Source organism: Streptomyces sp. H27-D2, from assembly GCF_035828615.1.
GTDB lineage: Bacteria > Actinomycetota > Actinomycetes > Streptomycetales > Streptomycetaceae > Streptomyces.
Genome location: NZ_JAYMZR010000009.1, coordinates 43,562 through 69,439, shown reverse-complemented (window position 1 = coordinate 69,439; position 25,878 = coordinate 43,562). Strand labels below are relative to the sequence as shown.

At 70.4% G+C, this 25,878-nt stretch carries 19 protein-coding genes and 2 pseudogenes; 14 read left to right on the top strand and 7 right to left on the bottom strand.

Annotated features, from left to right (window positions below):
- Positions 1 to 27 precede the first annotated feature (27 nt).
- The 4 genes from QMK28_RS06010 to QMK28_RS05995 all read left to right on the top strand — a co-directional run bounded on the left by QMK28_RS06010 (position 28) and on the right by QMK28_RS05995 (position 6,809).
- A complete protein-coding gene (locus QMK28_RS06010; protein ID WP_326435937.1) occupies positions 28 to 1,968 on the top strand; it encodes an IucA/IucC family protein in 1,941 nt (646 codons plus the stop codon).
- Between the two features lie 31 nt (positions 1,969 to 1,999).
- Entirely contained in the window at positions 2,000 to 2,758 is a 759-nt protein-coding gene (locus QMK28_RS06005) for a GNAT family N-acetyltransferase (protein WP_326435936.1), read from the top strand.
- A gap of 104 nt (positions 2,759 to 2,862) precedes the next feature.
- Entirely contained in the window at positions 2,863 to 4,671 is a 1,809-nt protein-coding gene (locus QMK28_RS06000; protein WP_326435935.1) for an IucA/IucC family protein, read from the top strand.
- A 41-nt stretch (positions 4,672 to 4,712) separates the two neighbouring features.
- Positions 4,713 to 6,809: an ATP-dependent DNA helicase gene (locus QMK28_RS05995; RefSeq protein WP_326435934.1), complete on the top strand. Its 2,097-nt coding sequence runs from the start codon at positions 4,713 to 4,715 to the stop codon at positions 6,807 to 6,809.
- Between the two features lie 117 nt (positions 6,810 to 6,926).
- Here the strand turns inward: QMK28_RS05995 and lexA are convergent, their stop codons facing one another.
- Positions 6,927 to 7,712: a transcriptional repressor LexA gene (gene lexA / locus QMK28_RS05990; RefSeq protein ID WP_326435933.1), complete on the bottom strand. Its 786-nt coding sequence runs from the start codon at positions 7,710 to 7,712 to the stop codon at positions 6,927 to 6,929.
- 550 nt (positions 7,713 to 8,262) lie between these two features.
- On the opposite strand from lexA, the gene nrdR reads away from it, so the two are divergent.
- Together nrdR and QMK28_RS05980 are read left to right on the top strand one after the other, a co-directional pair.
- Positions 8,263 to 8,772 (top strand): transcriptional regulator NrdR, encoded by a 510-nt coding sequence (nrdR, locus tag QMK28_RS05985; protein ID WP_326435932.1) that lies wholly within the window; start codon positions 8,263 to 8,265, stop codon positions 8,770 to 8,772.
- A 118-nt stretch (positions 8,773 to 8,890) separates the two neighbouring features.
- Complete coding sequence (locus QMK28_RS05980) at positions 8,891 to 11,773, top strand: vitamin B12-dependent ribonucleotide reductase (RefSeq protein WP_326435931.1); 2,883 nt, start codon at positions 8,891 to 8,893, stop codon at positions 11,771 to 11,773.
- Between the two features lie 197 nt (positions 11,774 to 11,970).
- Here the strand turns inward: QMK28_RS05980 and QMK28_RS05975 are convergent.
- Positions 11,971 to 12,516, bottom strand: a pseudogene (locus tag QMK28_RS05975) (TerD family protein); the annotation flags it as partial.
- A 197-nt stretch (positions 12,517 to 12,713) separates the two neighbouring features.
- Here QMK28_RS05975 and QMK28_RS05970 point away from each other — a divergent pair.
- Positions 12,714 to 13,460, top strand: a complete 747-nt coding sequence (locus QMK28_RS05970) for a MerR family transcriptional regulator (RefSeq protein ID WP_326435930.1) — start codon at positions 12,714 to 12,716, stop codon at positions 13,458 to 13,460.
- Between the two features lie 58 nt (positions 13,461 to 13,518).
- Here the strand turns inward: QMK28_RS05970 and QMK28_RS34175 are convergent.
- Positions 13,519 to 13,803: pseudogene (locus QMK28_RS34175) on the bottom strand (LysR family transcriptional regulator substrate-binding protein); the annotation flags it as partial.
- Positions 13,804 to 14,099: 296 nt separating this feature from the next.
- Between QMK28_RS34175 and QMK28_RS05960 the strand changes: the two are divergent.
- Entirely contained in the window at positions 14,100 to 14,705 is a 606-nt protein-coding gene (locus tag QMK28_RS05960; protein WP_326435928.1) for a YdbC family protein, read from the top strand.
- A gap of 45 nt (positions 14,706 to 14,750) precedes the next feature.
- Here the strand turns inward: QMK28_RS05960 and QMK28_RS05955 are convergent, their stop codons facing one another.
- A complete protein-coding gene (locus QMK28_RS05955; protein ID WP_326435927.1) occupies positions 14,751 to 15,374 on the bottom strand; it encodes a TetR/AcrR family transcriptional regulator in 624 nt (207 codons plus the stop codon).
- A gap of 72 nt (positions 15,375 to 15,446) precedes the next feature.
- On the opposite strand from QMK28_RS05955, the gene QMK28_RS05950 reads away from it, so the two are divergent.
- From QMK28_RS05950 to QMK28_RS05940, 3 genes are read left to right on the top strand one after another with little or no spacing between them, the layout of a single operon-like run.
- The gene (locus tag QMK28_RS05950; protein ID WP_326435926.1) at positions 15,447 to 17,237 is read left to right on the top strand and encodes an ABC-F family ATP-binding cassette domain-containing protein; all 1,791 of its coding nucleotides are present in this window, start codon (positions 15,447 to 15,449) and stop codon (positions 17,235 to 17,237) included.
- 50 nt (positions 17,238 to 17,287) lie between these two features.
- Entirely contained in the window at positions 17,288 to 17,947 is a 660-nt protein-coding gene (locus QMK28_RS05945; RefSeq protein ID WP_326435925.1) for a histidine phosphatase family protein, read from the top strand.
- 11 nt (positions 17,948 to 17,958) lie between these two features.
- Positions 17,959 to 18,867, top strand: coding sequence for an ADP-ribosylglycohydrolase family protein (locus tag QMK28_RS05940; protein ID WP_326435924.1), 909 nt, complete (start codon positions 17,959 to 17,961; stop codon positions 18,865 to 18,867).
- Positions 18,868 to 18,870: 3 nt separating this feature from the next.
- On the opposite strand, the gene QMK28_RS05935 is transcribed toward QMK28_RS05940, so the two are convergent.
- Positions 18,871 to 20,409 carry an MFS transporter gene (locus tag QMK28_RS05935; protein ID WP_326435923.1) on the bottom strand — a complete coding sequence of 513 codons (1,539 nt, stop codon included), beginning with the start codon at positions 20,407 to 20,409 and terminating at the stop codon, positions 18,871 to 18,873.
- Positions 20,410 to 20,539: 130 nt separating this feature from the next.
- Here QMK28_RS05935 and QMK28_RS05930 point away from each other — a divergent pair, with 130 nt between their 5' ends.
- The 3 genes from QMK28_RS05930 (at position 20,540) to QMK28_RS05920 (ending at position 22,618) form a co-directional block, all read left to right on the top strand.
- Positions 20,540 to 21,163, top strand: a complete 624-nt coding sequence (locus QMK28_RS05930; RefSeq protein ID WP_326435922.1) for a TetR/AcrR family transcriptional regulator — start codon at positions 20,540 to 20,542, stop codon at positions 21,161 to 21,163.
- 68 nt (positions 21,164 to 21,231) lie between these two features.
- Positions 21,232 to 21,933: a ribonuclease HII gene (locus QMK28_RS05925; RefSeq protein WP_326435921.1), complete on the top strand. Its 702-nt coding sequence runs from the start codon at positions 21,232 to 21,234 to the stop codon at positions 21,931 to 21,933.
- A gap of 58 nt (positions 21,934 to 21,991) precedes the next feature.
- Complete coding sequence (locus QMK28_RS05920; protein WP_326435920.1) at positions 21,992 to 22,618, top strand: hypothetical protein; 627 nt, start codon at positions 21,992 to 21,994, stop codon at positions 22,616 to 22,618.
- Between the two features lie 105 nt (positions 22,619 to 22,723).
- Here QMK28_RS05920 and QMK28_RS05915 read toward each other — a convergent pair whose 3' ends face one another.
- The gene (locus QMK28_RS05915) at positions 22,724 to 23,398 is read right to left on the bottom strand and encodes a hypothetical protein (RefSeq protein WP_326435919.1); all 675 of its coding nucleotides are present in this window, start codon (positions 23,396 to 23,398) and stop codon (positions 22,724 to 22,726) included.
- A 230-nt stretch (positions 23,399 to 23,628) separates the two neighbouring features.
- A complete protein-coding gene (locus QMK28_RS05910; protein WP_326435918.1) occupies positions 23,629 to 25,803 on the bottom strand; it encodes a RecQ family ATP-dependent DNA helicase in 2,175 nt (724 codons plus the stop codon).
- Positions 25,804 to 25,878: the final 75 nt, after the last annotated feature.

Sequence of the window (25,878 nt, the reverse complement as noted above, 5' to 3'; positions counted from 1 at the left end):
CGCCAGGATCTGCGCGCCGCACGCACCATGAACGCACACTCCGGATCCCACGCCGAGCCGGCCGACGGGCGGGCAACGGTCCGCAGTCGGCTCGCCCGGCTGATCGAGCCCGCGGTGCCGCGACAGGCTCGCCCCGGTGAGCCACGCCCCGCCGCCATCGGCCCGAAGCTGCCGGAGGGCCCCTCGGACCCCCTCGACCGGCTGGAACACCCGGACCCGCTGCTCGCCGCGGACGCGGCCGCCGTCGAGAATCTGCTGCGCTGCTGGGTGCGGGAGACCGACACCCCACGGCCGGACGGCCAGGCGCTGCACCTCCCGCTTCCCGCCAGCGGCGCGGCTCTCCAGGTCCCCGTGCACTACTGGTCGGCCACCGGCTGCCACCGGTTCGGGCCCCCCGTCCTCGAGGACGGGCCTCAGGACGCTCCCGTCGTCGACTCGGTCACCCTGGCCGCGCTGCTCGGCCGGGAAGCGGCCTACAGCACTGCGATGGCCCCGGGCGGCGAGGGCGCGGACCTTGTGGGACGAGTCGCCGACTCGGTGCGGCGCACCGCGGACTTCCTGAGCCACCGCCGGGCGCAGCCCGCACCGGACGAAGCAGCTAACAGCCGAGGCGACCGCTTTCTCGAAGCCGAGCAGTCGCTGATCCTCGGCCACCCCCTGCACCCCACGCCCAAGAGCAGGGAGGGGCTCTCCGACGCCGAGTCCCTCGGTTACTCGCCGGAACTGCGCGGCTCGTTCGTGCTGCACTGGATGGCCGTCGACCGTTCGGTCCTCGCCTCGGACTCGGCGTGGACCGAACGAGGCCGGGCCGTACCGGCCGACCGGCTCACCGCCGGCCTGGCCGGGGCGGGTCTGGACCTGCCCGTCGGCACCGCGGCCCTGCCACTGCACCCCTGGCAGGTCCGCGAACTGCGGCTCCGGCCGGCCGTGGCCGGACTCCTCGACGCCGGCCTGCTGCATGACCTGGGCCCGCACGGCGAACCCTGGAACCCCACCTCCTCGGTCCGCACCGTCTACCGGCCCGGTGCGAGCGCGATGCTCAAGCTCTCGCTGGCCCTGCGCATCACCAACTCCCGCCGGGAGAACCTCCGCAAGGAGCTCCAGCGCGGCGTCGAGGTGCACCGGCTGCTCCGTACCGGGCTCAGCGCGCAGTGGAGGGCCGCGCACCCCGGCTTCGATATCGTGCGCGACCCGGCCTGGCTCGCCCTGACCGGACCGGACGGCGAGCCGGTACCCGGTCTCGACACCGTGATCCGGCACAACCCCATCAGGCCGGGCGACGACGCCGTCTGCGTCGCCGGACTGGTGTCCCTCCGGCCCTGGCCGGGGAAGTCCGGGCTGCATTCGCGGCTTGAGGAGGTCGTCGGCCGGCTGGCCGCCCGGACCGGACGGCCCACCGGCGCCGTCGCCACGGAGTGGTTCCTGCGCTACCTCGAAGCGGTCGTACGCCCCGTGCTGTGGCTCGACGGCGAGGTGGGCATCGCGTTGGAGGCCCACCAGCAGAACACCCTGGTGGTGCTCGACGGCGACGGCTGGCCCGCCGGCGGCCGCTATCGCGACAACCAGGGCTACTACTTCCGCGAATCGCGCCGTGCCGACCTCGACCGGCGACTGCCGGGCGTCGGCACCGCCAGCGACACCTACGTCGCCGATGACGTCGCCGACGAGCGCCTCGCCTACTACCTCGGCATCAACAACGTCCTCGGTCTGATCGGCGCCTTCGGCGCCCAACGGCTCGCGGACGAGGGCGTGCTGCTCGCCGCCTTCCGGCGCTTCCTCCACGAAGCAGCCTCCGGGCCCGCCAAGATCCGGTCCGGGCTGCCCGGACAGCTGTTGGAGACCCCCACCCTGCGCTGCAAGGCCAATCTCCTCACCCGGCTGCACGGCCTCGACGAGCTGGTCGGCCCGGTCGACACCCAGTCCGTCTACGTCACCATCACCAACCCCCTTGTCGCCCGGGCGACATGACACATGAGATCCACGAGAGGAGAGAGTCGCCGTGCCGCCCACCGACTTCAGCACCAGCAGCACCGGGACCAGCACCGGCTCCAGCACCGATGACACCCTCGATCTACAGCTGCCCGATGAACTCCTCGATCTGGCGTCCACCGCACCTCTCGGAGCCGCGTTGCCCGCCGCGATGGACCCGGCCGACATCGACCCGGCCGACGGAGCCCCGCCCCGGCCGGATCTGCTCGACGGCGTGGCCGGCTGGAAGCCGGCCGAAACGCGTGTGGGCGTCTTCCGGCTCGTACCCGTACGGATCGCGCGCGATCTCTCCCTGATCGTCCGGTGGATGAATGATCCAGCTGTCGCCGCCTTCTGGGAACTCGCGGGATCTCCGGAGGCCACGGCAGCGCATCTGCGCAGCCAACTCGGCGGCGACGGCCGCAGTGTGCCGTGTCTGGGCGTGCTCAACGGCCTCCCGATGAGCTATTGGGAGGTCTACCGCGCCGACCTCGACCCGGTCGCCCGCTATTACCCGGCGCGCCCCCACGACACCGGGCTCCATCTGCTCATCGGCGGTGTGTCCGACCGCGGCCGCGGGGTCGGCACCACGCTGCTCCGGGCCGTCGCCGATCTCGTCCTCGACAGCCGCCCGGGCTGCGGCCGGATCATCGCCGAACCCGACCTGCGCAACACCCCTTCCGTCGCGGCCTTCCTCAGCGCCGGCTTCCGCTTCTCCGTCGAGGTCGAACTCCCCGACAAGCGCGCGGCGCTGATGATCCGGGACCGTGCTCTGCGTCATCTGCTCTGACCGCCTTCGATTCGCGAACGCCTACTTCCTGTACACCGCCCACCCCGTGCGGGTTCCGCCCACAGATTCCGCCCCAGCAGATTCCCTCCCCAAGGATTCAGGTAGTGCCCGATTCACTCAGCCCCTCGCAGACCACCTGGCGGCGCGCCGCCCGCCGCCTGCTCGCGAAGATGCTCGGCGAGTTCGCGTACGAAGGCGTCATCACGCCCGAGCCCGACACCGACCCGGATTCCGCCGCCAGCACCGGTCCCGGCGGCCCCGACACCCCCACCCGCACGCCCTCCGCCTACCGGCTCCCCGTCACGAGCGAGGTCACCTACCGCTTCGAGGCCCGTCGCGGCGCCTATGGGCACTGGCGGGTGGACCCCGGCTCCATCACCCCCTCGGGAGACCCGTTCCACTTCCTCGCGCTCGCCCACGACACCGTGCTCGGCCTGACCGGTGACACCACCGGACACTTGATCCGCGAGCTGACCGCCACGCTCGCCGCCGACGCCCGGCTCGACGACACCGCGATCAGCGCGGCGGCCATGGCCGACCTCGGCTACGCCGCGCTCGAAGGCCACCAGAGCGGTCACCCCTGGCTCGTCGCCAACAAAGGCAGGCTCGGCTTCTCCGCCGCCGACGCCGGCCGCTGGGCCCCCGAGGCCCGCACGGCGCATCAGCTGCCCTGGCTGGCGGTGCGCCGGGACCTCGCGCAGTACCGGGGCGTCGCCGTACTCGCCACCCCGGACCGGCTCTACGCCGAAGAGCTCACCCCCGAGACCCGCGCCGTCTTCGCCCGCGCCGTCGCCGACCATGGACAGGACCCGGCCGACTACCTCTGGCTGCCCGTCCACCCCTGGCAGTGGGACGAGACCATCGCGCCGCTCTTCGCCCCGCAGGTCGCCGACCACGCCGTCATCCCGCTGCCCACCGACGGCGACCTCAGACTGCCCCAGCAGTCCATCCGCACCTTCCTCAACCTCGCACGGCCGAACGGCCGCACGGTCAAGCTCCCGCTCTCCATCCTCAACACCCTCGTCTGGCGCGGACTGCCGACCGAGCGCACGCTCGCAGCCCCCGCCGTCACCGCCTGGGTGCACCGGCTGCGCGATGCTGATTCCTTTCTGCACGACGAGACCCGGGTGATCCTGCTCGGCGAGACCGCCTCCGTCACCGTCCGGCACCCGCTGTACGACCGGCTGCCCGGCGTCCCGTACCAGTACAAGGAACTGCTCGGCTGCATCTGGCGCGAGCCCCTGACCCCTCAGCTGGACCCGGGGGAGCGGGCCCGTACGCTCGCCTCCCTGCTGCACACCGACGCGCGGGGGCGGTCCTTCACCGCCGAACTCGTGCACCGCTCCGGACTCGCGCCGGCCATCTGGCTGCGCAGCCTCTTCGCCGCTCTGATGCCACCGCTGCTGCGCTTCCTCTACCAGTACGGCACGGTCTTCTCCCCGCACGGCGAGAACGCCATCGTCGTCTTCGACGAGCGGGACGTGCCCGTACGGCTCGCGGTCAAGGACTTCGTCGACGACATGAACGTCAGCGCGGAGCCGCTGCCCGAGCACGCCGCCATGTCCGAGGACGTACGCGCCGTGCTGCTCACCGAGGCCCCGGCCTTCCTGACCCAGTTCATTCACTCCGGCCTCTTCATCGGAGTCTTCCGCTATCTCGCGCCCCTGTACGAAGATCAACTGGGCGTCACCGAAAACGAGTTCTGGTCACTCCTGCGGGCAGAAATCCTGCGGCACCACGAGCTCTTTCCGGAGCTCAAGAACCGGTTCGAGACCTTCGACCTGCTGACCCCTCGGATCGAACGGCTCTGCCTCAACCGGAACCGGCTGCATCTCGACGGCTACCGTGACCGGCCCGAACGCCCGCACGCGGCCGTCCACGGCACCGTGCGCAACCCCCTCCACCAGCTGTGACGGCGGACGATGTCAGTGCGGCCCCTTAGGGTGGAACCGCTATGACGAAGCCCAAACTCCCCGACCTGCTGCACGCCGCCGTCACCGCTGTGGGCGGCACCGAGCGTCCCGGCCAGGTCACCATGGCCGAAGCCGTCGAGACCGCTGTGGACGACGGTTCCCATCTACTGGTGCAGGCCGGTACGGGCACCGGCAAGTCCCTCGGCTATCTGGTGCCCGCGCTGGCCCACGGCGAGCGTGTCGTCATCGCGACGGCCACGCTGGCGCTGCAGCGCCAGCTCGTCGAGCGCGACCTGCCGCGCACCGTCGACGCGCTCCAGCCGCTGCTGCGCCGCCGTCCCGAGTTCGCCATGCTCAAGGGCCGCTCGAACTACCTCTGCCTGCACCGCCTGCGCGAAGGCGTGCCGCAGGAGGAGGACGACGGCCTCTTCGACCCGTTCGAGGCGGTGAAGGCGAGCAGTCCCACCAGCAAGCTGGGCAAGGACCTGCTGCGGATGCGCGACTGGGCCGACGAGACCGAGACCGGGGACCGCGACGACCTCACCCCCGGCGTCTCCGACCGGGCCTGGGGCCAGATCTCGGTCTCCTCGCGCGAGTGCCTGGGCGCGTCCAAGTGCGCGTACGGCGCGGAGTGCTTCGCCGAGGCGGCCCGCGAGCGGGCCAAGCTCGCCGATGTGGTCGTGACCAACCACGCCCTGCTGGCGATCGACGCCATCGAGGGTGCGCCGGTGCTGCCCAGCCATGAAGTGCTGATCATCGACGAGGGCCACGAGCTGGTCTCGCGGGTCACCAATGTCGCCACCGGCGAGCTCAGCCCCGGCGGGGTCAACCGTGCGGTGCGGCGCGCTTCCAAGCTCGTCAACGAGAAGGCCGCCGACGGACTGCTGAGTGCGGCGGAGAGCTTCGAGCGGCTGATGGAGCTGGCGCTCCCCGGCCGCATCGAGGAGATCCCCGAGGACCTCGGGTACGCCCTGATGGCGCTGCGCGACGCGGCCCGTACGGTCATCTCCGCGATGGCCGGAACCCGCGACAAGTCCGTCCAGGACGAGGACGCGGTGCGCAAGCAGGCGCTCGCCGCGGTGGAGAACGTCCACTCGGTGGCGGAGCGCCTCGCGAACGGTTCCGAGTGGGACGTCGTCTGGATGGAGCGGCACGACCGGTTCGGCGCATCGCTGCGGGTCGCTCCGCTGTCCGTCTCGGGGCTGCTGCGGGAGAAGATCTTCACCGAGCGCTCCGTGGTGCTGACCTCGGCGACGCTCAAGCTCGGCGCGGACTTCAACGGGGTGGCGGCCTCGCTGGGCCTCTCTCCGGAAGGCGTGACGGGGGAGGACATCCCGGTCTGGAAGGGCATCGACGTCGGCTCGCCCTTCGACTATCCGAAGCAGGGCATCCTCTACGTCGCCAAGCACCTCGCGCAGCCCGGCCGCGAGGGCAGTCGTGGCGACATGCTGGACGAGCTGACCGAGCTGGTGGAGGCCGCCGGCGGCCGTACGCTCGGCCTCTTCTCCTCGATGCGCGCCGCCCAGGCCGCCGCCGAGGAACTGCGCGGGCGGCTCGACATGCCGATCCTGCTGCAGGGCGAGGAGACCTTGGGCGAGCTGATCCGCACCTTCGCCGGAGACGCTCCCACCTGCCTGTTCGGCACGCTGTCGCTGTGGCAGGGCGTCGATGTGCCGGGCTCCAACTGCCAGTTGGTCGTCATGGACCGGATTCCGTTCCCCCGCCCCGACGACCCGCTGATGAGCGCGCGGCAGAAGGCGGTGGAGGAGCGCGGCGGCAACGGATTCATGGCCGTCGCGGCTACGCACGCAGCGCTGCTGATGGCGCAGGGCGCGGGCCGGCTGGTGCGCGCGTCGGGGGACCGCGGGGTGGTCGCGGTGCTCGATCCGCGGCTGGCGACGGCGCGTTACGGCAGTTTTCTGCGGGCCACGCTGCCGGACTTCTGGTACACGACGGACCGCAATCAGGCGCGCCGCTCGCTCGCTTCGATCGCGGCCGCCGCCGAGGCGCGGGAAGCGGCCGAAGGCCCTGAGAAGCCTGAGGTTTCGGAGATCCCCGAGGTCCCTGAGACTCCCGAGATCCGCGATGTTCCTGAGACGTCCGGGATACTCGAAGTCGCTGAGGCGGTCGAGTCGTAGCAGGACGCGGGCGATGGTTCTGGAAGCAGCGACGGCCCTGGGGACAGCTCTGTCCTTGGATACAGCAGGGCCCCGGAACCGGCGCAGTGGTTCCGGGGCCCGGTCGTGCGGGGAGTGTCAGATCCGGCGCAGCACCGCGACGACCTTGCCCAGGATGGTGGCCTCGTCACCCGGGATCGGCTGATACGCGGAGTTGTGCGGCAGCAGCCACACATGCCCGTCCTCGCGCTTGAAGCGCTTGACGGTGGCTTCGCCTTCGAGCATGGCGGCCACGATGTCGCCGTTCTCGGCCACCGGCTGGCGGCGGACCGTCACCCAGTCGCCGTCACAGATCGCGGCCTCGATCATCGAGTCGCCGACGACCTTGAGGACGAACAGTTCGCCGTCGCCGACGAGTTGGCGGGGGAGCGGGAAGACGTCCTCCACCGACTCCTCGGCGAGGATCGGACCACCGGCCGCGATCCGCCCGATCAGCGGGACGTACGACGCGGCGGGCTTGCCTGCCGTGTCCGTCGTCTGGGTGTTGGGCGCGTCGGAGCCGCGCACTTCGTACGCGCGCGGCCGGTGCGGGTCGCGGCGCAGGAAGCCCTTGCGCTCCAGGGCCATCAGCTGATGGGCGACGGACGACGTGCTCGACAGCCCCACCGCCTGGCCGATCTCACGCATGGACGGCGGATAACCGCGCCTCTGGACCGAATCCCGGATGACTTCGATGACCCGACGTTGCCGGTCGGTCAGCCCTGAGCTGTCCGCCCGGATTCCCGGAGGTCGGCCGGGCAGCGAGCGCCCGGGCTTCTGCCCCTCGGGGTTCGTACCTGATTCAGTCATCGCAGTCGTCTGGTCGAGTCGGCTCTGGGAGCGTTCCTGGGCGGTGATGGTGGCACTGTCTGCGGTGGTGGTCACGTCGTTTAGGCCCCTCTCGAGATGTTCTCCCTAGTTGGACAACGGTAGTAGCTTTCGAAAGGTTGCGCCAAACACACGTTCGAGTGAAAAATCGAAGATGCACTGCCCTGATCAAGCAATCGGGTGTATGTGTCGAAAGTCGATTCGGGCTTTTGCGGCATTCCCCCGCCGTGGCCGTCGTGGCAGCCGGGGAGGTCGGGCTCGTGGATGCTCGCGACCGTTGCCGCCGTGCCGGCGCTCAGTCTGCCATTCCCGCCCCGGCCGGTCGGTGGCCGGGGCGCTTCCCGTAACCTCGTCCAGGTCCTCAGGGGCCACCCGGGGGGTGCCGCGGCGGCGTGACACGCGAGCGGTACGGATATCCGCCGGGCACCAGATGTAGTGGTTAGATATGCAGCGTCCACCACAAGTTGTGGTCCATGGTCTTCGCCGACCAGGGGCATCGCATATGCTGGAGGTAGCTCCGCGGGCCGGTTCCGGCCGGTCGAGGCTGCTAGTCGCGCGCGGCGTTTCGGGCGCTCGTCCGTTCACAGGGTGAGGAGGGTGGAGGATCATGCACTGTCCCTTCTGCAGGCACCCCGACAGCCGTGTCGTCGACAGCCGGACCGCCGATGACGGCACCGCGATTCGCAGGCGCCGCCAGTGTCCGGACTGCTCCCGCCGTTTCACGACGGTGGAGACCGCGTCGCTCATCGTGGTCAAGCGCAGCGGGGTCACCGAACCCTTCAGTCGCAACAAGGTCATCGCCGGCGTGCGCAAGGCGTGCCAGGGCCGGCCCGTCACCGAGGACGCGCTCGCGCAGCTCGGCCAGCGGGTCGAGGAAGCCGTCCGCGCCACCGGCAGCGCGGAGCTGTCCACACATGACGTCGGGCTTGCCATACTCGGCCCGCTGCAGGATCTCGACCTCGTCGCCTATCTGCGCTTCGCGTCCGTGTACCGGGCGTTCGACTCGCTGGACGATTTCGAGGCCGCCATCGCCGAATTGCGCGAGGTGCGGCCTCCCGCGCAGGACTGCGGATGCGGGGACCTCGCGGTCCCCGGACCCGCCACCGCCGCTGAGTGAGCGGCGCCGTACAGACCTGCCCCGGCTGCGATGAGCGGCCGGGGATCTACCAGACACAAGACCGTGCCACGGGAAGAAGTGTGCACATATGGGCGTTTTGCCCGTACAGGGAGGCGGCATGACAGAGACGACGAGCAACCCGGCGCGAGGTTCCCGTCCCAAGGGGAGCAAGGCGGCCAAGGGTCTGCGCATCGAACGCATCCACACCACCCCCGGCGTGCACCCCTACGACGAGGTGGCCTGGGAGCGTCGTGACGTCGTCATGACCAATTGGCGCGACGGCTCGATCAACTTCGAGCAGCGTGGCGTCGAGTTCCCCGACTTCTGGTCGTTGAACGCGGTCAACATCGTCACAAGCAAGTACTTCCGCGGCGCGGTCGGCTCGCCGGACCGGGAGTCCGGTCTGAAGCAGCTCATCGACCGAGTGGTGAAGACCTACCGCAAGGCCGGCGAGGACAACGGCTACTTCGCCTCCCCGGCGGACGCCGACGTCTTCGACGAGGAGCTGACCTACGCGCTGCTGCACCAGGTCTTCAGCTTCAACTCGCCGGTGTGGTTCAACGTCGGCACCAAGCAGCCGCAGCAGGTCAGCGCCTGCTTCATCCTGGCCGTCGACGACTCGATGGACTCGATCCTCGACTGGTACAAGGAAGAGGGGATGATCTTCAAGGGCGGCTCGGGCGCCGGCTTGAACCTCTCCCGCATCCGCTCCAGCAAGGAACTGCTCTCCTCCGGCGGCAACGCCTCGGGACCGGTCTCCTTCATGCGCGGCGCCGACGCGTCCGCCGGAACGATCAAGTCAGGCGGCGCGACCCGTCGCGCGGCCAAGATGGTCGTGCTCGACGTCGACCACCCGGACGTCGAGGCCTTCATCGAGACCAAGGTGAAGGAAGAGGAGAAGATCCGCGCGCTGCGCGACGCGGGCTTCGACATGGACCTGGGCGGCGACGACATCACGTCCGTCCAGTACCAGAACGCCAACAACTCGGTCCGCGTGAACGACGAGTTCATGAAGGCTGTGGAGAGCGGCGCGAAGTACGGCCTGCGCGGCCGGATGACCGGTGAGGTGATCGAGGAGGTCGACGCCAAGGAGCTGTTCCGCAAGATGGCGGAGGCCGCTCATGTCTGCGCCGACCCCGGCATCCAGTACGACGGCATGATCAATCACTGGCACACCTCGCCGGAGAGCGGTCGGATCACGGCGTCGAACCCGTGCAGCGAGTACATGCACCTGGACAACTCCTCGTGCAACCTCGCCTCGCTCAACCTCATGAAGTTCCTGCGCGACGACGACCAGGGCAACCAGTCGTTCGACGCCGAGCGCTTCGCCCAGGTCGTCGAGCTGGTCATCACCGCGATGGACATCTCCATCTGCTTCGCGGACTTCCCCACCGAGAAGATCGGTGAGACCACCCGCGCCTTCCGCCAGCTGGGCATCGGCTACGCCAACCTCGGCGCCCTGCTGATGGCCACCGGCCACGCCTACGACAGCGACGGCGGCCGCGCGCTGGCCGGCTCCATCACCTCGCTGATGACCGGCCGGTCGTACAAGCGCTCCGCCGAGCTGGCCGCGGTCGTCGGCCCGTACGACGGCTACGCCCGCAACAAGGACGCCCACAACCGCGTCATGAAGCAGCACGCGGACGCGAACGCGACCGCCCCGCGGATGGACGACCTGGACGCCCCGGTCTGGGCGGCGGCCACCGAGGCCTGGCAGGACGTCCTGCGCCTCGGCGAGAAGAACGGCTTCCGCAACGCGCAGGCGTCGGTGCTCGCCCCGACCGGCACGATCGGCCTGATGATGGACTGCGACACCACCGGTGTCGAGCCCGACCTGGCGCTGGTCAAGTTCAAGAAGCTGGTCGGCGGCGGCTCCATGCAGATCGTGAACCTCACGGTCCCCAAGGCGCTCAAGCGGCTCGGCTACCAGCCGGAGCAGGTCGAGGCGATCGTCGCCCACATCGCCGAGAACGGCAATGTCGTCGACGCCCCCGCCCTGAAGCCGGAGCACTACGAGGTCTTCGACTGCGCCATGGGCGAGCGTTCCATCGCGCCCATGGGCCACGTGCGGATGATGGCGGCAGCCCAGCCGTTCCTCTCCGGCGCGATCTCCAAGACCGTGAACATGCCCGCCAGCAGCACGGTCGAGGACGTCGAGGAGATCTACCTGCAGGGCTGGAAGCTCGGCACCAAGGCCCTCGCGGTCTACGTCGAGAACTCCAAGGTCGGCCAGCCGCTGTCGGCGAAGACCAAGGACAAGGCCCCGGTCAAGGTCGAGACGGTGACCGAGAAGGTCGTCGAGTACCGCCCGGTCCGCAAGCGCCTGCCCAAGGGCCGTCCCGGCATCACCACGTCCTTCACGGTCGGTGGGGCCGAGGGCTACATGACCGCCAACTCCTACCCGGACGACGGTCTCGGTGAGGTCTTCCTGAAGATGTCCAAGCAGGGTTCGACCCTCGCGGGCATGATGGACGCCTTCTCGATCGCGGTCTCGGTCGGTCTGCAGTACGGCGTTCCGCTGGAGACCTACGTTTCGAAGTTCACCAACATGCGCTTCGAGCCGGCCGGTATGACGGACGACCCGGACGTGCGGCTGGCGCAGTCGATCGTCGACTACATCTTCCGTCGCCTGGCGCTCGACTTCCTGCCGTTCGAGACCCGCTCGGCACTCGGCATCAACTCCGCCGACGAGCGCGAGCGGCACCTGGAGACCGGTTCGTACGAGCCGTCGGAGGACGAGGTCGACGTCGAGGGCCTGTCCCAGTCCGCGCCCCGGCTGCTCGCGGCGCAGGAGCCGCCGGTCCAGGCGCCGCCTGCGGTGACCACCGCGGCGGCCGCGGTGCCCGCCCCGAAGCAGGTGCACAACTCCATGGAGCTGGTGGAGATGCAGCTCGGCCTCAACGCCGACGCTCCGCTCTGCTTCTCCTGCGGCACGAAGATGCGCCGTGCGGGCAGCTGCTACCTCTGCGAGGGCTGCGGCTCAACCAGCGGTTGCAGCTGAAACCGAGCGGGGTGACAGCCCGCTGCCGCGTCTGATCGCTCGCGGGTAGTGCGATCGAGACAGGGCATGAGGGGCGGCGAGCCGATTGGCTCACCGCCCCTCAACGGTTTTCCCGGGCAGGCTTTCCCGCACCGTCAGGAGGATTGGCGCGCGGTCAGCCTGATTCGGGCGGCGGGCTCAGCCGGACATGTGCCGGGTCAGGAGAAATCGCCGCCCATCATCCTGGCGAAGGAATTCGCGTCGGCGTCGAAGCCCCGGATGATCTCGCGGAACGCCCATACACCAGAGTCGTTACGGGTGAACTCGGCGATCGTCGCGGCCGTCGATTCGGATACGCCGGCGAAATCGTTGTCCGCCAGCTCCGTGTAGCCCTCCAGAATGCGGACGCGGGTGCTCTGTATTCCGCCGAACGTCTTCCGCCCGTCACCCTGCTGGATGGCCACACCCACCACCACCCGGCCGTACGTGGAGGACAGCCGCTCCAGCTCCAGGGTCATGACCTCGTCGTAGCCGAAGCCCTGGCCGGTCCGGCTGTCCCGGTTGAGGGTGATGGTGCCGTCGGGCGACCGACTGTCGAAATGTACGAGGTACGCGGGCTTGCCGTGCGGGGCGTCCGCCGGATAGGTCGCGGCGATGATGTCGAGATCGTTGGCCGGCGTGCCAAAGGGGCTGGGATCCCACTTGAGCGTCACCTCGACTTTCCCGATCCCCTTGTTGAGACTGCTCACCAGGCTTCCCTTCCTTAACTGGCCGAGTTTTCACGTTGGTTGACCATGTTGTCACGCTCGGCGTCTTGCACCAGGGCGCGCGCCCGCCTGGCCGAATCTCCCCTAATCAAGCCATTCATACCTTTTCGTCTCGCCTGGAGGGTTCTGGCTTGCCTTCACGTAACGTCAAGTTTTAGCGTGGTGGCACCGAACGAGATCCGGAGGAAAGTCCGATGGAATGGTCGATCCAGGACATCGCGCGCACGGCCGGGACCACGAGTCGCACTTTGCGCCATTACGGCGAGCTGGGGCTGCTCGTACCCAGTCGGGTGGGGAGCAACGGCTATCGCTATTACGACGAGAGCGCACTCGTGCGCCTGCAGCGGATTCTGCTGCTCAGGGAACTCGGCCTCGGCCTCCCGGCCATCGCCGAGGTGCTCGCCGGTCAGCGGGACACCGCCGCCGCGCTCCACACCCACCTCCAGCTGTTGGAGCGGGAACGCCTGCGCCTTGGACGGCAGATCGAGTCGGTGAAAACCACGCTGCGCAAGACGGAAGAGGGCGGACAGCTCATGGCAGAGGAAGTATTCGACGGGTTCGACCACACCCGGTACGAGGCGGAGGTCACGGAGCGTTGGGGCCGGGACGCCTACGTGAAGAGCGACCAGTGGTGGCGCTCGCTGAGCGATGCCGAGAAGAAGGCGTTCCAGAAACAGCAGCTCGCTATCGCGAAGGACTTCGGTGCGGCGCGTCTCGCCGGAAAGTCCGCCGACAGCGAAGAGGTCCAGCGGATCACTCAGCGGCAATTCGACTGGCTGTCGGTCACCATCGATCCGACGAAGGAGCATTTCGTCGGGCTGGGCGAGATGTATGTCGCCGACCCGCGTTTCACCGATAATCACGACCAGCACGGTGTGGGTACCGCGGCGTTCGTCCGCGACGCGATGAAGGTCTATGCCGAGCGTCATCTGAGCGACTGACAGTGAGGCGGGACGGGGGAGCGGGGCGGTAGCCGTAGGGGCCGCCCGGCCCACCCCCCTATCCGTCGAGCAACGACCGGGTGCCCGGCGGCAAGCTCCCCTCCGCCGAGTCCGCTCGCAGTTGCTCCAGAGGAATCCGGCGCAGCTCGCGGGCCGCTCGCGGCGGGGCGACGTCCTTGCGATGGGCGACGGAGATGGTGCGTTGCAGACCCGGTCCGGCGAACGGTGTGACCCGCAGGCCGGAGCGGGCGGCCACCATGCCGGGCAGCACCGCCAGGCCGAGCCCAGCGCGTACGAAGCCCAGCACCGCGTCCATCTCCCCGCCCTCGACGGTGAATTCGGCGGCTGCACCAACACCGGAGCGTGCACGGTCGCCTGCCCCATGGGCATCCCGCCGCAGAGCATCGCGACGATGAACCGGGAGTACCTGCGCGCGAGCCTGAAGGGGGCGCAGGGGGCGCGCTGAGCCAGCTCGCGGGGCGGGCCGGGGCGCGGGGCGTGTAGAGGGGCGCGAGGCCGGCTGCGCGGACACTCCGACGGGGTGGTCGGCGGTCCCCGCGCCGGTGCGGCGCGCTTTGATGCGGCGGGAGTCTGCCCCGTACGTGATACGGGCCCCTGGCTGGGCCGTACGATGGCGCGGTGCTGGTCAAGTGGATTCGCTGCACCGTGGGAGACCGCCGCGGTTTCGAGCGCGGGCAGCGAAAGTGGGCGGGGCTGCTCGGTGAGCCCGGATTCCGTGGACAGGGCGGCGGTTGGAGCCGGGCGCGGCCGGGTGTCGCGCATCTCTTTGGATTCTGGGAGAGCCGGGCGTTCTACGACTCGTTCATGGCCCGGTCGCACGACCGGCTCGCGGCCGCTCAGTCGGGCACCTTTCAGGACGCCCAGGTCCGTTTGTTCGAGTACCAATTCGATGTGAAAGTCGGATTCCGCCCGCAGTTCTCGGACGCGGATGTGCTGCGCGTGGCGCACTGCGGGGTCCGTGCGGACCGGGTGGAGCACTTCACGCTGATGCAGGAGAAGGTGTGGAATCCGGCCATGGCCGGCTCGCCGGGGATGCTGCGCGGGATGTTCGGCCGGGCGCCGGGGGACGAGTTCCTGGTGCTGTCCATGTGGGACTCGGCGACCGAACGCGGGAAGTACCGGCCCGAGCGGGTGGAGCGGCTGGCGCTGCGGGCGCAGATGGCCGTCGATGTGACGGCGCTCGCGGGCGATGTGGTCGATCTTGAGCCGTCCTGGACGGTGTGATCGCGGAGCGGCTTGATCGCCGGGTCGTGACCGTCGTGGGAAGTCTCACTCCGCCGGGATGAACGCCCCGGCGCGGGCCGCGGCGAACGCGACTGAGGCCGCCTGGCGGCCCGCCGCGTCGTCCACGGGCTCGCGGGTGATGAAGAGCCGGAGGAAGATCGGTGCCGAGACGGCTCGTACGAGCGCTTCGGGATCGGTGCCCGCGGGGGCTTCGCCGCGGGTGATCGCTCGGGTCACCATGGCCGCGCAGCGTGTGAAGCGCTCCGAGTAGAAGGCGCGCAGCGCCTCGGCGGCGCGCTCCGACTGGAAGGCCGCGGCGACGAAGGCGGTGGGGGCGGCGGCCTCGGCGGGACCGGCGAAGGACGCCACGACCTCCAGAGCGAGGGCTTGGAGATCGCCCTCGAAGGAGCCGGTGTCCGGCGGGGTCCAGTCGTCCTCACCGGCGAGGACGAGGGCGTCCGCGAGCAGCCCCTCCATGCCGCCCCAGCGGCGGTACAGCGTGGTCTTGTGCACGCCGGAGCGCTCGGCCACGTACTCGACGCTCAGGCCGGGGTACCCGTGCTCGGACAGTCCCGCGATGACCGCGTCGCGGACGGCGGCGCGGATACGGGCGGTCCGGCCGCCGGGGCGGGCTGTGCCGGGGGCCGGTGCGGCAGCTTTCACGGGCAAGTGCAACTCCTGTTGCGTTAAACTGGCGCTTCATGTCATGCTGATAGTAACGCAACTCTGGTTGCGTTAGCCATGTCGGCCACAGTATTCGGAGGATTCCCCATACCTACTCAGATCACTTTGCGCGGCGTCTCCAAGGGCTTCGGGGACCGGCTGCTGCTCGACGACGTGTCGTTCTCGGCCAGGCCCGGCGAACGGCTCGGCATCGTGGGCGAGAACGGCGCGGGCAAGTCCACCATGCTGCGGCTCCTGGCCGGAGCCATCCGGCCCGACGACGGCGAGGTCTCGGTGCTCGCCGACGGCGGCAGCGGATACCTCGGCCAGACCCCGGAGCTGCCCCCGGACCGCACGGTCCAGGAGGCCGTCGACGCGGCGCTCGTGGAACTGCGGACCATGGAGCGCCGGCTGCGCGAACTGGAGCGGAACCTCGGCGCCGCCGGGCCGCGCGAGCTGGCCGATTACGGCGATCTGCTGACCGTCTTCGAGATGCGTGGCGGCTACGAGGCGGACGCGCGGGTCGACAAGGCGCTGCACGCTCTGGGCCTCGCGCACATCGAGCGGAGCCGGCCGCTCGGCAGCCTGTCGGGCGGCGAGCAGGCCCGGCTGGGGCTGGCCTGCCTGATGGCCGCCGCGCCGGAGGTGCTGCTTCTCGACGAGCCCACCAACCACCTGGACGACGTGGCCCTCGACTGGCTGGAAGACGCCCTGCGTGCCCACCCCGGCACGGTGGTGGCGGTCTCCCACGACCGGGTGTTCCTGGAACGAGTCACCACCGCGATTCTGGAAGTGGACGGCGACCGCCGTGCCGTCAAGCGGTACGGCGGCGGCTATCCGGGCTTCGTCGCCGCGAAGACCGTGGCCCGCAGCCGCTGGGAACAGAGGTACGCCCAGTGGTGCGAGGAGATCGACCGGTTGGCCCTGGCCGCCTCCACCGTCGCGCACCAGGTCGCCCCGGACCGCGGCATCAAGGACGGCAACAAGCTCGCTTATGACCGCGCCAAGGGCCGGGTCCAGTCGTCGATATCGAGCCGGGTGCGCAACGCCCAGGAGCGGCTGCGCCGGTTGCGGGACGAGCCCGTACCGCGCCCGCCCGACCCGTTGCGCTTCACCGGGGCGGCCTGGCAGGCGGCTCCGGTGAAGGTTCCCGCGCAGGCTCTCCCGGCGCAGGCGGGGGACGGCGCGGATGTCTTCGTCAGCGATCAGCGTGCGGGTGCGGGTGCGGGTGTCGATCCGGGAGTAGGTGCCGGTGGCGCCGCCGACCGTGTTGCGGACCCCGCCGAGGCCGGCCGCACTCTGGTCGAGCTCGACGGGATCCGGGTCGCCGGGCGGCTGCGGGTGGACGGGCTCACGGTCGGCACCGGCGAGCGGCTGCTCATCCAGGGGGCCAACGGAGCCGGAAAGTCCACGCTGCTCCGCGTCATGGCCGGGGTGCTGGAACCGGACTCGGGCACAGTGACCAGGCGCGGCCGGATCGGCTACCTCGCCCAGGAGATACCGCTGTCGCGGCCGGCCGAACGGCTGCTGTCGGCCTTCGGGCGCGGCCTGTCCGGGAGCCCGGAGGAACAGGCGGAACTGCTCCTGTCGTACGGACTCTTCCGAGAGCGGGACCTGCACGTCGCGGTGGGCTCGCTCTCGGCCGGCCAGCGTCGCCGCCTCGGCCTCGCCCGCCTGCTGGCCCGTCCCGCCGACCTGCTGTTGTTCGACGAGCCGACCAATCACCTGGCGCTGGACCTGGTCGAAGACCTGGACCAGGCGCTGGCGGCCTGGCACGGCGCCCTGGTGGTGGTCTCCCACGACCGACTGCTGCGCCACCGCTTCGAGGGCCGCCGGTACGAGATGCGTGAGGGACGCCTGACAGCCTGACAAAGCGGGGCGAGCGGGCAGCGGCGCGGTACCCGATCTAGGGTGGCCGGATGGCACGGCCGAGGCGCATCGTCCTGATCAGGCACGGAGAATCGGAGGGAAACATCGATGACACGGTGTACGAGCGCGAGCCCGACCACGCGCTGAGTCTCACACCGACCGGACTGCTGCAGGCAGAGGTGGCGGGCGCGCGGATGCGCGCCCTCTTCGGGGACGAGCGGGTGTCGGCCTACGTCTCGCCGTACCGCCGCACCCACCAGACCTTCCAGGCGCTCGGCCTGGACCCCTCCCGGGTGCGGGTCCGCGAGGAGCCCCGGCTGCGCGAGCAGGACTGGGGGAACTGGCAGGACCGCGACGACGTACGGCGGCAGAAGGCCTACCGCGACGCCTACGGGCACTTCTTCTACCGCTTCGCGCAGGGCGAGTCCGGGGCCGATGTCTACGACCGGGTGGGTTCTTTCCTGGAGAGCCTGTGGCGGAGTTTCGAGGACCCCGGCCATCCGCCCAACGTCCTGATCATCACGCACGGACTGACGATGCGGCTGTTCTGCACCCGGTGGTTCCACTGGACCGTGGCGGAGTTCGAATCGCTGTCGAACCCGGGCAACGCCGTCTCCCGCGAGCTGCTCCTCGGCGCGGACGGGCGCTATTCACTGGACCGGCCGTTCGAGCACTGGTGCACCCCGGAGTCCTACGGCGCCACCGGTTAGAGTTCATGATGATGACCGCTGACCCGCTCGACCTCGAACGCTGGGACCGAGCTCTGGCGAGCTTGCGCGGGCTGGCCGTGGGTGACGCCCTCGGATCGCAGTTCTTCGTCCCCGCCAACTATCCGTCGCTCAAGCGGCGCGAACTGCCGTCCGCGCCCTGGCGCTGGACCGACGACACCGAGATGGCCTGTTCGGTACTGGCCACCCTGGTCACGCACGGCCGCATCGACCAGGACGCACTGGCGCGCTCCTTCGCCGAGCACCATGACGTCGAACGTGGCTACGGTCCTGCGGTGAACCGGGTGCTGCGCTCGGTCAGGGAGGGCGGCGACTGGCGCGAACTGGCCTCGGGGCTCTTCAAAGGGCAGGGCTCGTGGGGCAACGGCGCCGCGATGCGGATCGCTCCGCTGGGCGCCTGGTACGCGGGCGACCCGGAGCAGGCGACGCATCAGGCGGAGATCTCGGCATACACCACGCACCAGCACCGCGAGGCGGTGGCCGGAGCGATGGCGGTCGCCGCCGCGACGGCGCTGGCAGCGGACCCCGCGGGCTGCGCGGGCCCCGTCGCACTGCTGGACGGGGTCGTCGAACTCGTACCGCGCAGCGCCGTGCAGGCCGGCCTGCGCCGGGCCCGCGACATGCTCGACTACGACGACGCCGGAACTGTCGCCGCCGTGCTCGGCTGCGGACGCCGGACCAGTGCGCACGACACCGTGCCCTTTACTCTGTGGGCCGCGGCTCGCCACCTCGACGACTACGAGAACGCCTTCTGGGAGACGGCGCAGGCGGGCGGCGATGTGGACACCACCTGCGCCATCGTCGGAGGCATCGTGGCTGCCGGCCCGGCGGGTGATCCGCCCGGCGACTGGCTCGAACGGACCGAGGACCTGCCCGCCTGGACGCTCGCCCCGCCCGCGTGAACGTCAGGCGGCAGGTCCGCCCGTACTCGCCGTCCCGCTGAGCGCCTCCAGGTCGCTCTTGCGCACCCTGACCACCACCGACGCGGTGAGCAGGGCCAACAGGACCAGCCCTGCCGCTGCTATGAAGGCCGTGGATATGCCCTGGGCGAGCACCTGATGCCCCCAGGATGCGGGCAGCTCGTGCGAGCGGGTGAACTCCGCCTTCTGCTCCGGCGTCGCCTTGGCCATGAACGCCGGCAGCTGCTTCTCCGCCTCGTTTCGACTGGCCGTCCCGAAGACCGTCACCAGAATGGAAAGCCCCAGCGAGCCGCCGACCTGCTGTGTCGCGTTGAGCAGCCCCGAGGCGGCGCCCGCTTCGTGTTGCTCGACCCCGGAGACCGCGGTGAGGGTCAGGGTGACGAAGTTCAGCCCCATGCCGAAGCCGAAGAGCAGCATCGGTCCCAGCACCCCGCTCAGATACGAGCTGCCGGGGTCGATGAAGGTCAGCCAGGTCATGCCGGCCGCTGTGATCGCCGAGCCGACGACCATGAAGGGCTTGGGCCCGAGCGCCGGCAACAACCGCTGCGATATGCCCGCTCCCGTCACGATCGCGACGGTGACCGGGAGGAAGGCGAGGCCGGACTCGATGGGGGAGTAGCCGAGCACGTTCTGCACGAAGAGGACGATGAAGAAGAACATCCCGAACATCGCCGCCGCGAGACTCAGCATGATCACGTACGAGCCGGAGCGGTTGCGGTCGGCGAACATCCGCAGCGGGGTGATGGGCTCCTTGGCCCGGCTCTCGATCAGGGCGAAGAGCGCCAGGAGCACCAGAGCCGCCCCGAACGAACCCAGGGTCAGCGGATCGCGCCAGCCCTCCTCGGAAGCGCGGATGAATCCGTAGACCAGCGAGGCCATGCCGCCCGTGGAGGCCACAGCGCCCGCTATGTCGAAGCGGCCCGGGTGCCGTTTCGACTCGCTGATGAAGATCGGCGCGAGCACCACGATGAGCAGTCCGATCGGGACGTTCACGAAGAGCACCCAGCGCCAGTTGAGCCACTCGGTGAGCAGTCCGCCGGCCAGCATCCCGATGGCGCCGCCGCCTGCCGAGACCGCCGCGAAGACCCCGAAGGCCCGGTTGCGCTCCGGCCCTTCGGGAAAGGTCGTGGTGATCAGTGCGAGCGAGGTCGGCGAGGCTATCGCGCCGCCGACGCCCTGCAGGGCCCGGGCGGCGAGCAGCTGCCAGGGTTCCTGGGCGAATCCGCCGACCAGGGAGGCGAACGTGAACAGCAGGATGCCGAACATGAAGACCCTGCGGCGGCCCAGGATGTCCCCGGCACGGCCACCGAGGAGCAGCAGCCCGCCGAAGGTCAGGGTGTAGGCGCTGAGCACCCAGGAAAGATCAGTGGTGGAGAAGCTGAGTGCCTTCTGGATGTGGGGGAGTGCGATGTTCACGATGGTGGCGTCGAGCACGACCATGAGCTGGCAGGCCGCGATGACGGTGAGTGCGATCCCCGGACGGCCCTCTCGGCGGGCGGCGCCCGGTGCTCGTGGGCTGGTCACGTGAGTAGTTGCCACAATCGGTCCCCCAGAGCAGAGTTAAAGAACGGATGCGTTCACTAGGCGTCCACGGTAGTGAGCGTGCCGCAGAGAACGCAAGCGTTCACTAAGTTTTTCCAACGAAAGAGACGACATGGCCACCTCGCGCCGGACCGCCCACGACTCGACGCCCGTTTCGCTGCGTCGCCGGGGCCCCGTCCTGGAGCACGCGATCCTCGACGCGGCCCTCGAACAGCTCGCCAGCGTCGGCTGGACCGGCCTGACCATGGAGGGCGTCGCAGCCCGCGCGCAGACCGGCAAGGCGGCCGTCTACCGTCGCTGGTCGTCGAAGGGCGACCTCGTCGCCGACGCGCTGCGCGCCGGCCTGCCGGAGGTGACCGAGCCGCCCGACCAGGGGTGTCTGCGCGCGGACCTGATCGAACTGTGCGGGCGGATGCGTGAAGCGATGTACTCCCGATCCGGCCACGCGCTGCGCGCCGTACTCGACGAGTGCGACCGCACCGAGGCCGAGCGTTTCGTGGAGCTGATCCTGGGCGGCGTGGTCGAACCCGGCAAGCGCCTCATGGCGGAAGTCGTGCGACGCGGCATCGAGCGCGGCGAGGTGCGCGCCGATGCCACCGGTGAACTGCTGGTCGACGTGCTGCCCGCGATGATGATGTACCGGCACAAGATGACCGGCGCCGATCTGCGCGAGCATGACCTGCTCGAAGTCATCGACCAGGTCATGCTGCCGCTGCTCAGTCCGCGCTCGGGTTGAGCGTCACACCCCGTGAGGCGCACCCCGGGAGCGGCGCGCCCGGGAAGGGGCGTAACCTGACTGGCGCTATGCCGTACGAGCCACCTACCCACACCGTCGAGCGATCGTTGCGCGCCACCGCCGGCGCCAGGATCGTCGCAGGGGTCGACGAAGTCGGGCGCGGCGCCTGGGCCGGACCGGTCACTGTGTGCGCCGCCGTCACCGGCCTGCGCACGCCACCCCCGGGGCTCACGGATTCCAAGCTGCTGAGCCCCAAGCGCCGCAACGCGCTCGTGACCCAGCTGGACACCTGGGTCACCGCACACGCCCTCGGACATTCCTCGCCGGAGGAGATCGACACGCTCGGCATGACCGCGGCGCTGCGCCTCGCGGCCGTGCGGGCCCTGGAAGCCCTGCCGGTCCGGCCCGACGCGGTGATCCTCGACGGCAAGCACGACTACCTCGGCGGCCCCTGGCAGGTCCGCACGGTCATCAAGGGCGACCAGTCCTGCATCGTGGTCGCCGCCGCTTCGGTGCTGGCCAAGGTGCGGCGGGACGCGATGATGGCCGAACTCGACGCGGACCACGCCGACTTCCGTTTCTCCGACAACGCCGGCTATCCGTCCCCGGTGCACCGCGCGGCCCTTGAAGAGCTGGGCCCCACCCCATACCACCGGCTGTCGTGGTCCTATCTGGACGCGCTGCCGCGTTGGCGACACCTCAAGAAGATCCGCATCAGTCCTGAAGCGGCCGTACTGGAAGCCGGTGGCCAACTCGGTTTCGACTTCTGACCGGCTTTCGCGCCACCCACCGATGCGAACCGCACCGGTGTTTGATAGACATCAGTCCATGCCTCACACCCCCGAGGAGCCTCAGATTCACGAGAGCGTCCCGGGTCCCCGCGTCACTCCGGCTGTCGGCCGTACCGCGCAGACCCCTCGACCTGTCCCCGGTCCCCGCCCCGCCGCACCCCGTCCCGCGCCACCGCGCGGTGCGCCCGCGACCGGCGCGCGGCCCGGAAGTCCCGGCCCCAACCGCGGCCCCGCCGCGCCGCAACGGGCTCACCCCGAGCCCGTGACGGCAGCCCCCGCCACCCGGATCCAGCTCGTTCCGGCCTCCTTCGACGGTGCGCTCGAAGCCGCCGACGGTGCGGTCGACCTGCTGCTGGACGCCGGCCGCGCACCCAAAGAGATCCTGGTGCTCACCACTGGCGACCAACACCCTTGGGCCGTCCATGAGTTGTCCTTCGGTGAGGCGTCCTACTGGGCGCAGCACGACGCCGCGGACGACGTCTTCTACGCCGATGCCGCGGCCGAACGCCCCGTAGGGCGACCGGTCGTGGTCCTCGTCGTCAACGGCGGTTCGGACGAGGTCGTCGGCCGCGCCGTGACCGCGGCGAGCGGCCTGGCCGGTGCGCTGCTGATCGCCTGTGGCGATCCGGAGCGGATCAACCCGTTGGTCACCGCGAGCGTTTGACGTCGGCTGTCCCGTGCCGGTTGTCGGTGCGGGACAGCCGACGTTTCAGGGGTCCGGATTCCGGGTTTCTGCTTCTCCGGCCCGCAGGTCAGCTCCGGCCGCCGGTCAGCGGGCCGCGGCGTGACGGAGCGCCACGGCGGCCCCGACACCCGAACGGGTCGGCGCCCCGCTCCGGGCGGCGGTTCCGTTGCCGTTGACCGGGTCCGCGGTGACCGCATCCGCTGTGAGCCCGTCCTGGGCCGGCTCGGCACGCATCCCGGAGAAGGGGCGCCGGCCGCCGCGGCCCTCACCGAGCACTTGCCAGCCGCCGCGGGTCAGTGTGATGTACGCGCCGCAGCGCAGCCCGTGCAGTGTGCAGGCGTCCCGCAGGCCCCACATCCAGGCGCCGTCCGTCTCCGTCCAGCGCGGTTCGCCTTCGCGGCAGTAGAGCAGCACGGCGGTGTGGACCGGAGCGCGGCGGCGCAGGTCGTGCGGGATGACGAGCCGCAGCTGCGCGAGCAGGGCGTTGCGGTACCGCCAGCCGTCCGGGGCGTCGTCGCGTTGGGTGAACGACGCGCTCGCGGTCAGCCTTCCCTCGGCGTTGATCACCGCGACGGCCGCTGTGGTGGGACCGGGCCGGTGGCGCGCGTGCAGGCCGGTGACGACCTCACGCGGATTGCGCAGCAGCGGAATGCCCGCGGCCGCCCACTCGGCGGGTTCGAGTATCCGTCCCATGCGTGCGACGGAGTCGGCGGGCACCATCATGGCCGCAGTCGCGGGCGGAGCGAAGCCGGAGGTCACGGTCCTCCCTTCGTCTACGCGTCCACTGATCGGGCGGCGATCGGGAGCGGGCGCGCGGGCACCGTGCGACAGCTCTTCCGGACCGGGGACGGCCGGTGCGGGTCGAGTCCAATTCTTGCGGTCGTACCGGTATGCGGCAACGAGCAATTCCTTGGCTCCACCCAGTATCGGCTGGTGCGCCGCCTATATCCCTGCCCCGTGGACGGCACGCTGACCCCTGATGCCGCCGATCACCCTTGAACGGCCAGGACCAGCGGGAACACTCCCCGCGCTCCGGACCGGCGGAGCAGCCGGGCGGTCACGGCCAGCGTCCAGCCGGTGTCCGCGAAGTCGTCCACCAGCAGCACCGGACCGTCTGCTGCGGCCAGGGCCGCGGCCAGTTCGGGCGGGACCGCGAGGGAGCCGTGCAGCGCTCGCAGCCGCTGTGCGCTGTTGCTGCGCGGGACGCGGGATTCTGGGCCCCCGCCGAGATCGTCCGCATGGCCGACCGTTCCCAGCAGGGGCATCCGGCCGACGGCCGCGATCCGCTCGCCCAACGACTGGATCAGCCGCGGTCGGGTCCGCGATGCGACGGTGACGACGCCCACCGGGCGGGCCGGGGCGTCCGGCCCGCCGGACGCCCAGCCTCCGGGCCCCTTCGCCCAGTCCGCGAGGACGGTCACCACGGCTTCGGCGACATCGTCCGGAATCGCACTGTCCGCCGCGTCGGGGGCGAGCAGCGGTCGCAGCCGGTTTCCCCAGCCGATGTCGGAGAGCCTGCCCAGGGCCCGGCCGGAGGCGGCCAGCTCGCCCGCCGGGATGCGGCCCTTGAGATCCACCCCGATAGCGGGGAGGCCGGTCGGCCACATGCGCCGGGGCTCCACCTCCACACCGGGCCTGCCCAGCTCGCCGCGCGCGGCGTCCAGCGACACGGTGGACACGTCGACGGTGAAGCGGGCGCCCGCGCAGTTGTCGCAACGGCCGCACGGAACCGCGGTCTCGTCGTCCAGCTGCCGCCGCAGGAACTCCATCCGGCAGCCGGTCGTGGTGGAGTAGTCCCGCATCGCCTGCTGCTCGGCCTCCCGCTGCCGGGCCACCCAGGCGTACCGCTCGGCGTCGTAGGCCCAGGGCAGGCCCGTGGCGGTCCAGCCGCCCCGCACCCGGCGCACGGCTCCGTCCACGTCGAGCACCTTGAGCATCGTCTCCAGACGCGAACGCCGCAGCTCGACCTGCGGCTCCAGCGCGGGCAGCGATACGGGCCGGCCGGCGGCCGCCAGTACGTCCAGGGTCCGGCGGACCTGCTCCTCGGGAGGGAAGGCGAGCGACGCGAAGTAGCGCCAGATCGCCTCGTCCTCACGGCCGGGCAGCAGCAGCACTTCGGCGTGCTCCACCCCGCGCCCGGCGCGGCCGACCTGCTGGTAGTAGGCGATCGGGGAGGCCGGCGAGCCGAGGTGCACGACGAAACCGAGGTCCGGTTTGTCGAAGCCCATGCCCAGCGCCGAGGTGGCGACCAGCGCCTTCACCCGGTTCGCGAGCAGGTCCTCCTCGGCCTGCATCCGGTCGGAGTTCTCGGTCTTGCCGGAGTACGAGGAGACGGTGTGACCGCGCTGCCGCAGGAACGCGGTGACCTCCTCCGCGGCGGCCACCGTCAGGGTGTAGATGATTCCCGATCCCGGCAGGTCGTCGAGATGCTCGGCCAGCCAGGCCAGCCGGTGCGCCGCGTCCGGCAGCCGCAGCACGGCCAGGCTCAGGCTCTCCCGGTCCAGCGGCCCGCGCAGCACCAACGCCTGCTCGGAGCCCTCGCCCGTGCCCAGTTGCTCGGCGACGTCCGCGGTCACTCTGGAGTTCGCCGTCGCGGTGGTCGCCAGGACCGGGACGCCGGGCGAGAGGTCGGCGAGCATCGTGCGCAGCCGACGGTAGTCGGGGCGGAAGTCGTGCCCCCAGTCGGAGATGCAGTGTGCCTCGTCGACCACGAGCAGGCCGGTCGCCGCGGCGAGCTTGGGCAGCACCTGGTCGCGGAAGTCGGGGTTGTTCAGCCGCTCGGGGCTGACCAGCAGGACATCCACCTCGCCCGCGGCCACCTCGGCCTGGACGGTGTCCCACTCCTCGGTGTTGGCGGAGTTGATCGTGCGGGCGCGGATGCCCGCCCGGGCGGCCGCTTCGACCTGGTTGCGCATCAGAGCGAGCAGCGGCGAGACGATCACCGTCGGTCCGCTGCCGCGCTCGCGCAGCAGCGCGGTGGCCACGAAGTACACCGCCGATTTTCCCCAGCCGGTGCGCTGCACTACCAGCGCCCTCCGGTGGTCGGCGACGAGCGCCTCGATGGCCTGCCACTGGCCCTCGCGCAGCCGGGTGGCGCCGGTGGCGTCCCCGACGAGGCGGGACAGGACGGCGTCGGCCGCGACACGCAAGTCTTCGTTGCTCATGCCCCCATGCAACCCGATGGCAGTGACATCGCGCCAACGAAGCCTTCTGGGCTGTGGACAACTCATCTTTTCCAC

Excerpts from the sequence above, each read along its gene's own strand:
- QMK28_RS06010 (WP_326435937.1), top strand. The coding sequence starts at position 28 with ATGAACGCACACTCCGGATCCCACGCCGAGCCGGCCGACGGGCGGGCA.
- QMK28_RS05995 (WP_326435934.1), top strand. The coding sequence starts at position 4,713 with ATGACGAAGCCCAAACTCCCCGACCTGCTGCACGCCGCCGTCACCGCT.
- nrdR (WP_326435932.1), top strand. The coding sequence starts at position 8,263 with ATGCACTGTCCCTTCTGCAGGCACCCCGACAGCCGTGTCGTCGACAGC.
- QMK28_RS05980 (WP_326435931.1), top strand. The coding sequence starts at position 8,891 with ATGACAGAGACGACGAGCAACCCGGCGCGAGGTTCCCGTCCCAAGGGG.
- QMK28_RS05970 (WP_326435930.1), top strand. The coding sequence starts at position 12,714 with ATGGAATGGTCGATCCAGGACATCGCGCGCACGGCCGGGACCACGAGT.
- QMK28_RS05950 (WP_326435926.1), top strand. The coding sequence starts at position 15,447 with ATGTCGGCCACAGTATTCGGAGGATTCCCCATACCTACTCAGATCACT.
- QMK28_RS05945 (WP_326435925.1), top strand. The coding sequence starts at position 17,288 with ATGGCACGGCCGAGGCGCATCGTCCTGATCAGGCACGGAGAATCGGAG.
- QMK28_RS05940 (WP_326435924.1), top strand. The coding sequence starts at position 17,959 with ATGACCGCTGACCCGCTCGACCTCGAACGCTGGGACCGAGCTCTGGCG.
- QMK28_RS05930 (WP_326435922.1), top strand. The coding sequence starts at position 20,540 with ATGGCCACCTCGCGCCGGACCGCCCACGACTCGACGCCCGTTTCGCTG.
- QMK28_RS05925 (WP_326435921.1), top strand. The coding sequence starts at position 21,232 with ATGCCGTACGAGCCACCTACCCACACCGTCGAGCGATCGTTGCGCGCC.
- QMK28_RS05920 (WP_326435920.1), top strand. The coding sequence starts at position 21,992 with ATGCCTCACACCCCCGAGGAGCCTCAGATTCACGAGAGCGTCCCGGGT.
- QMK28_RS05910 (WP_326435918.1), bottom strand. The coding sequence starts at position 25,803 with ATGAGCAACGAAGACTTGCGTGTCGCGGCCGACGCCGTCCTGTCCCGC.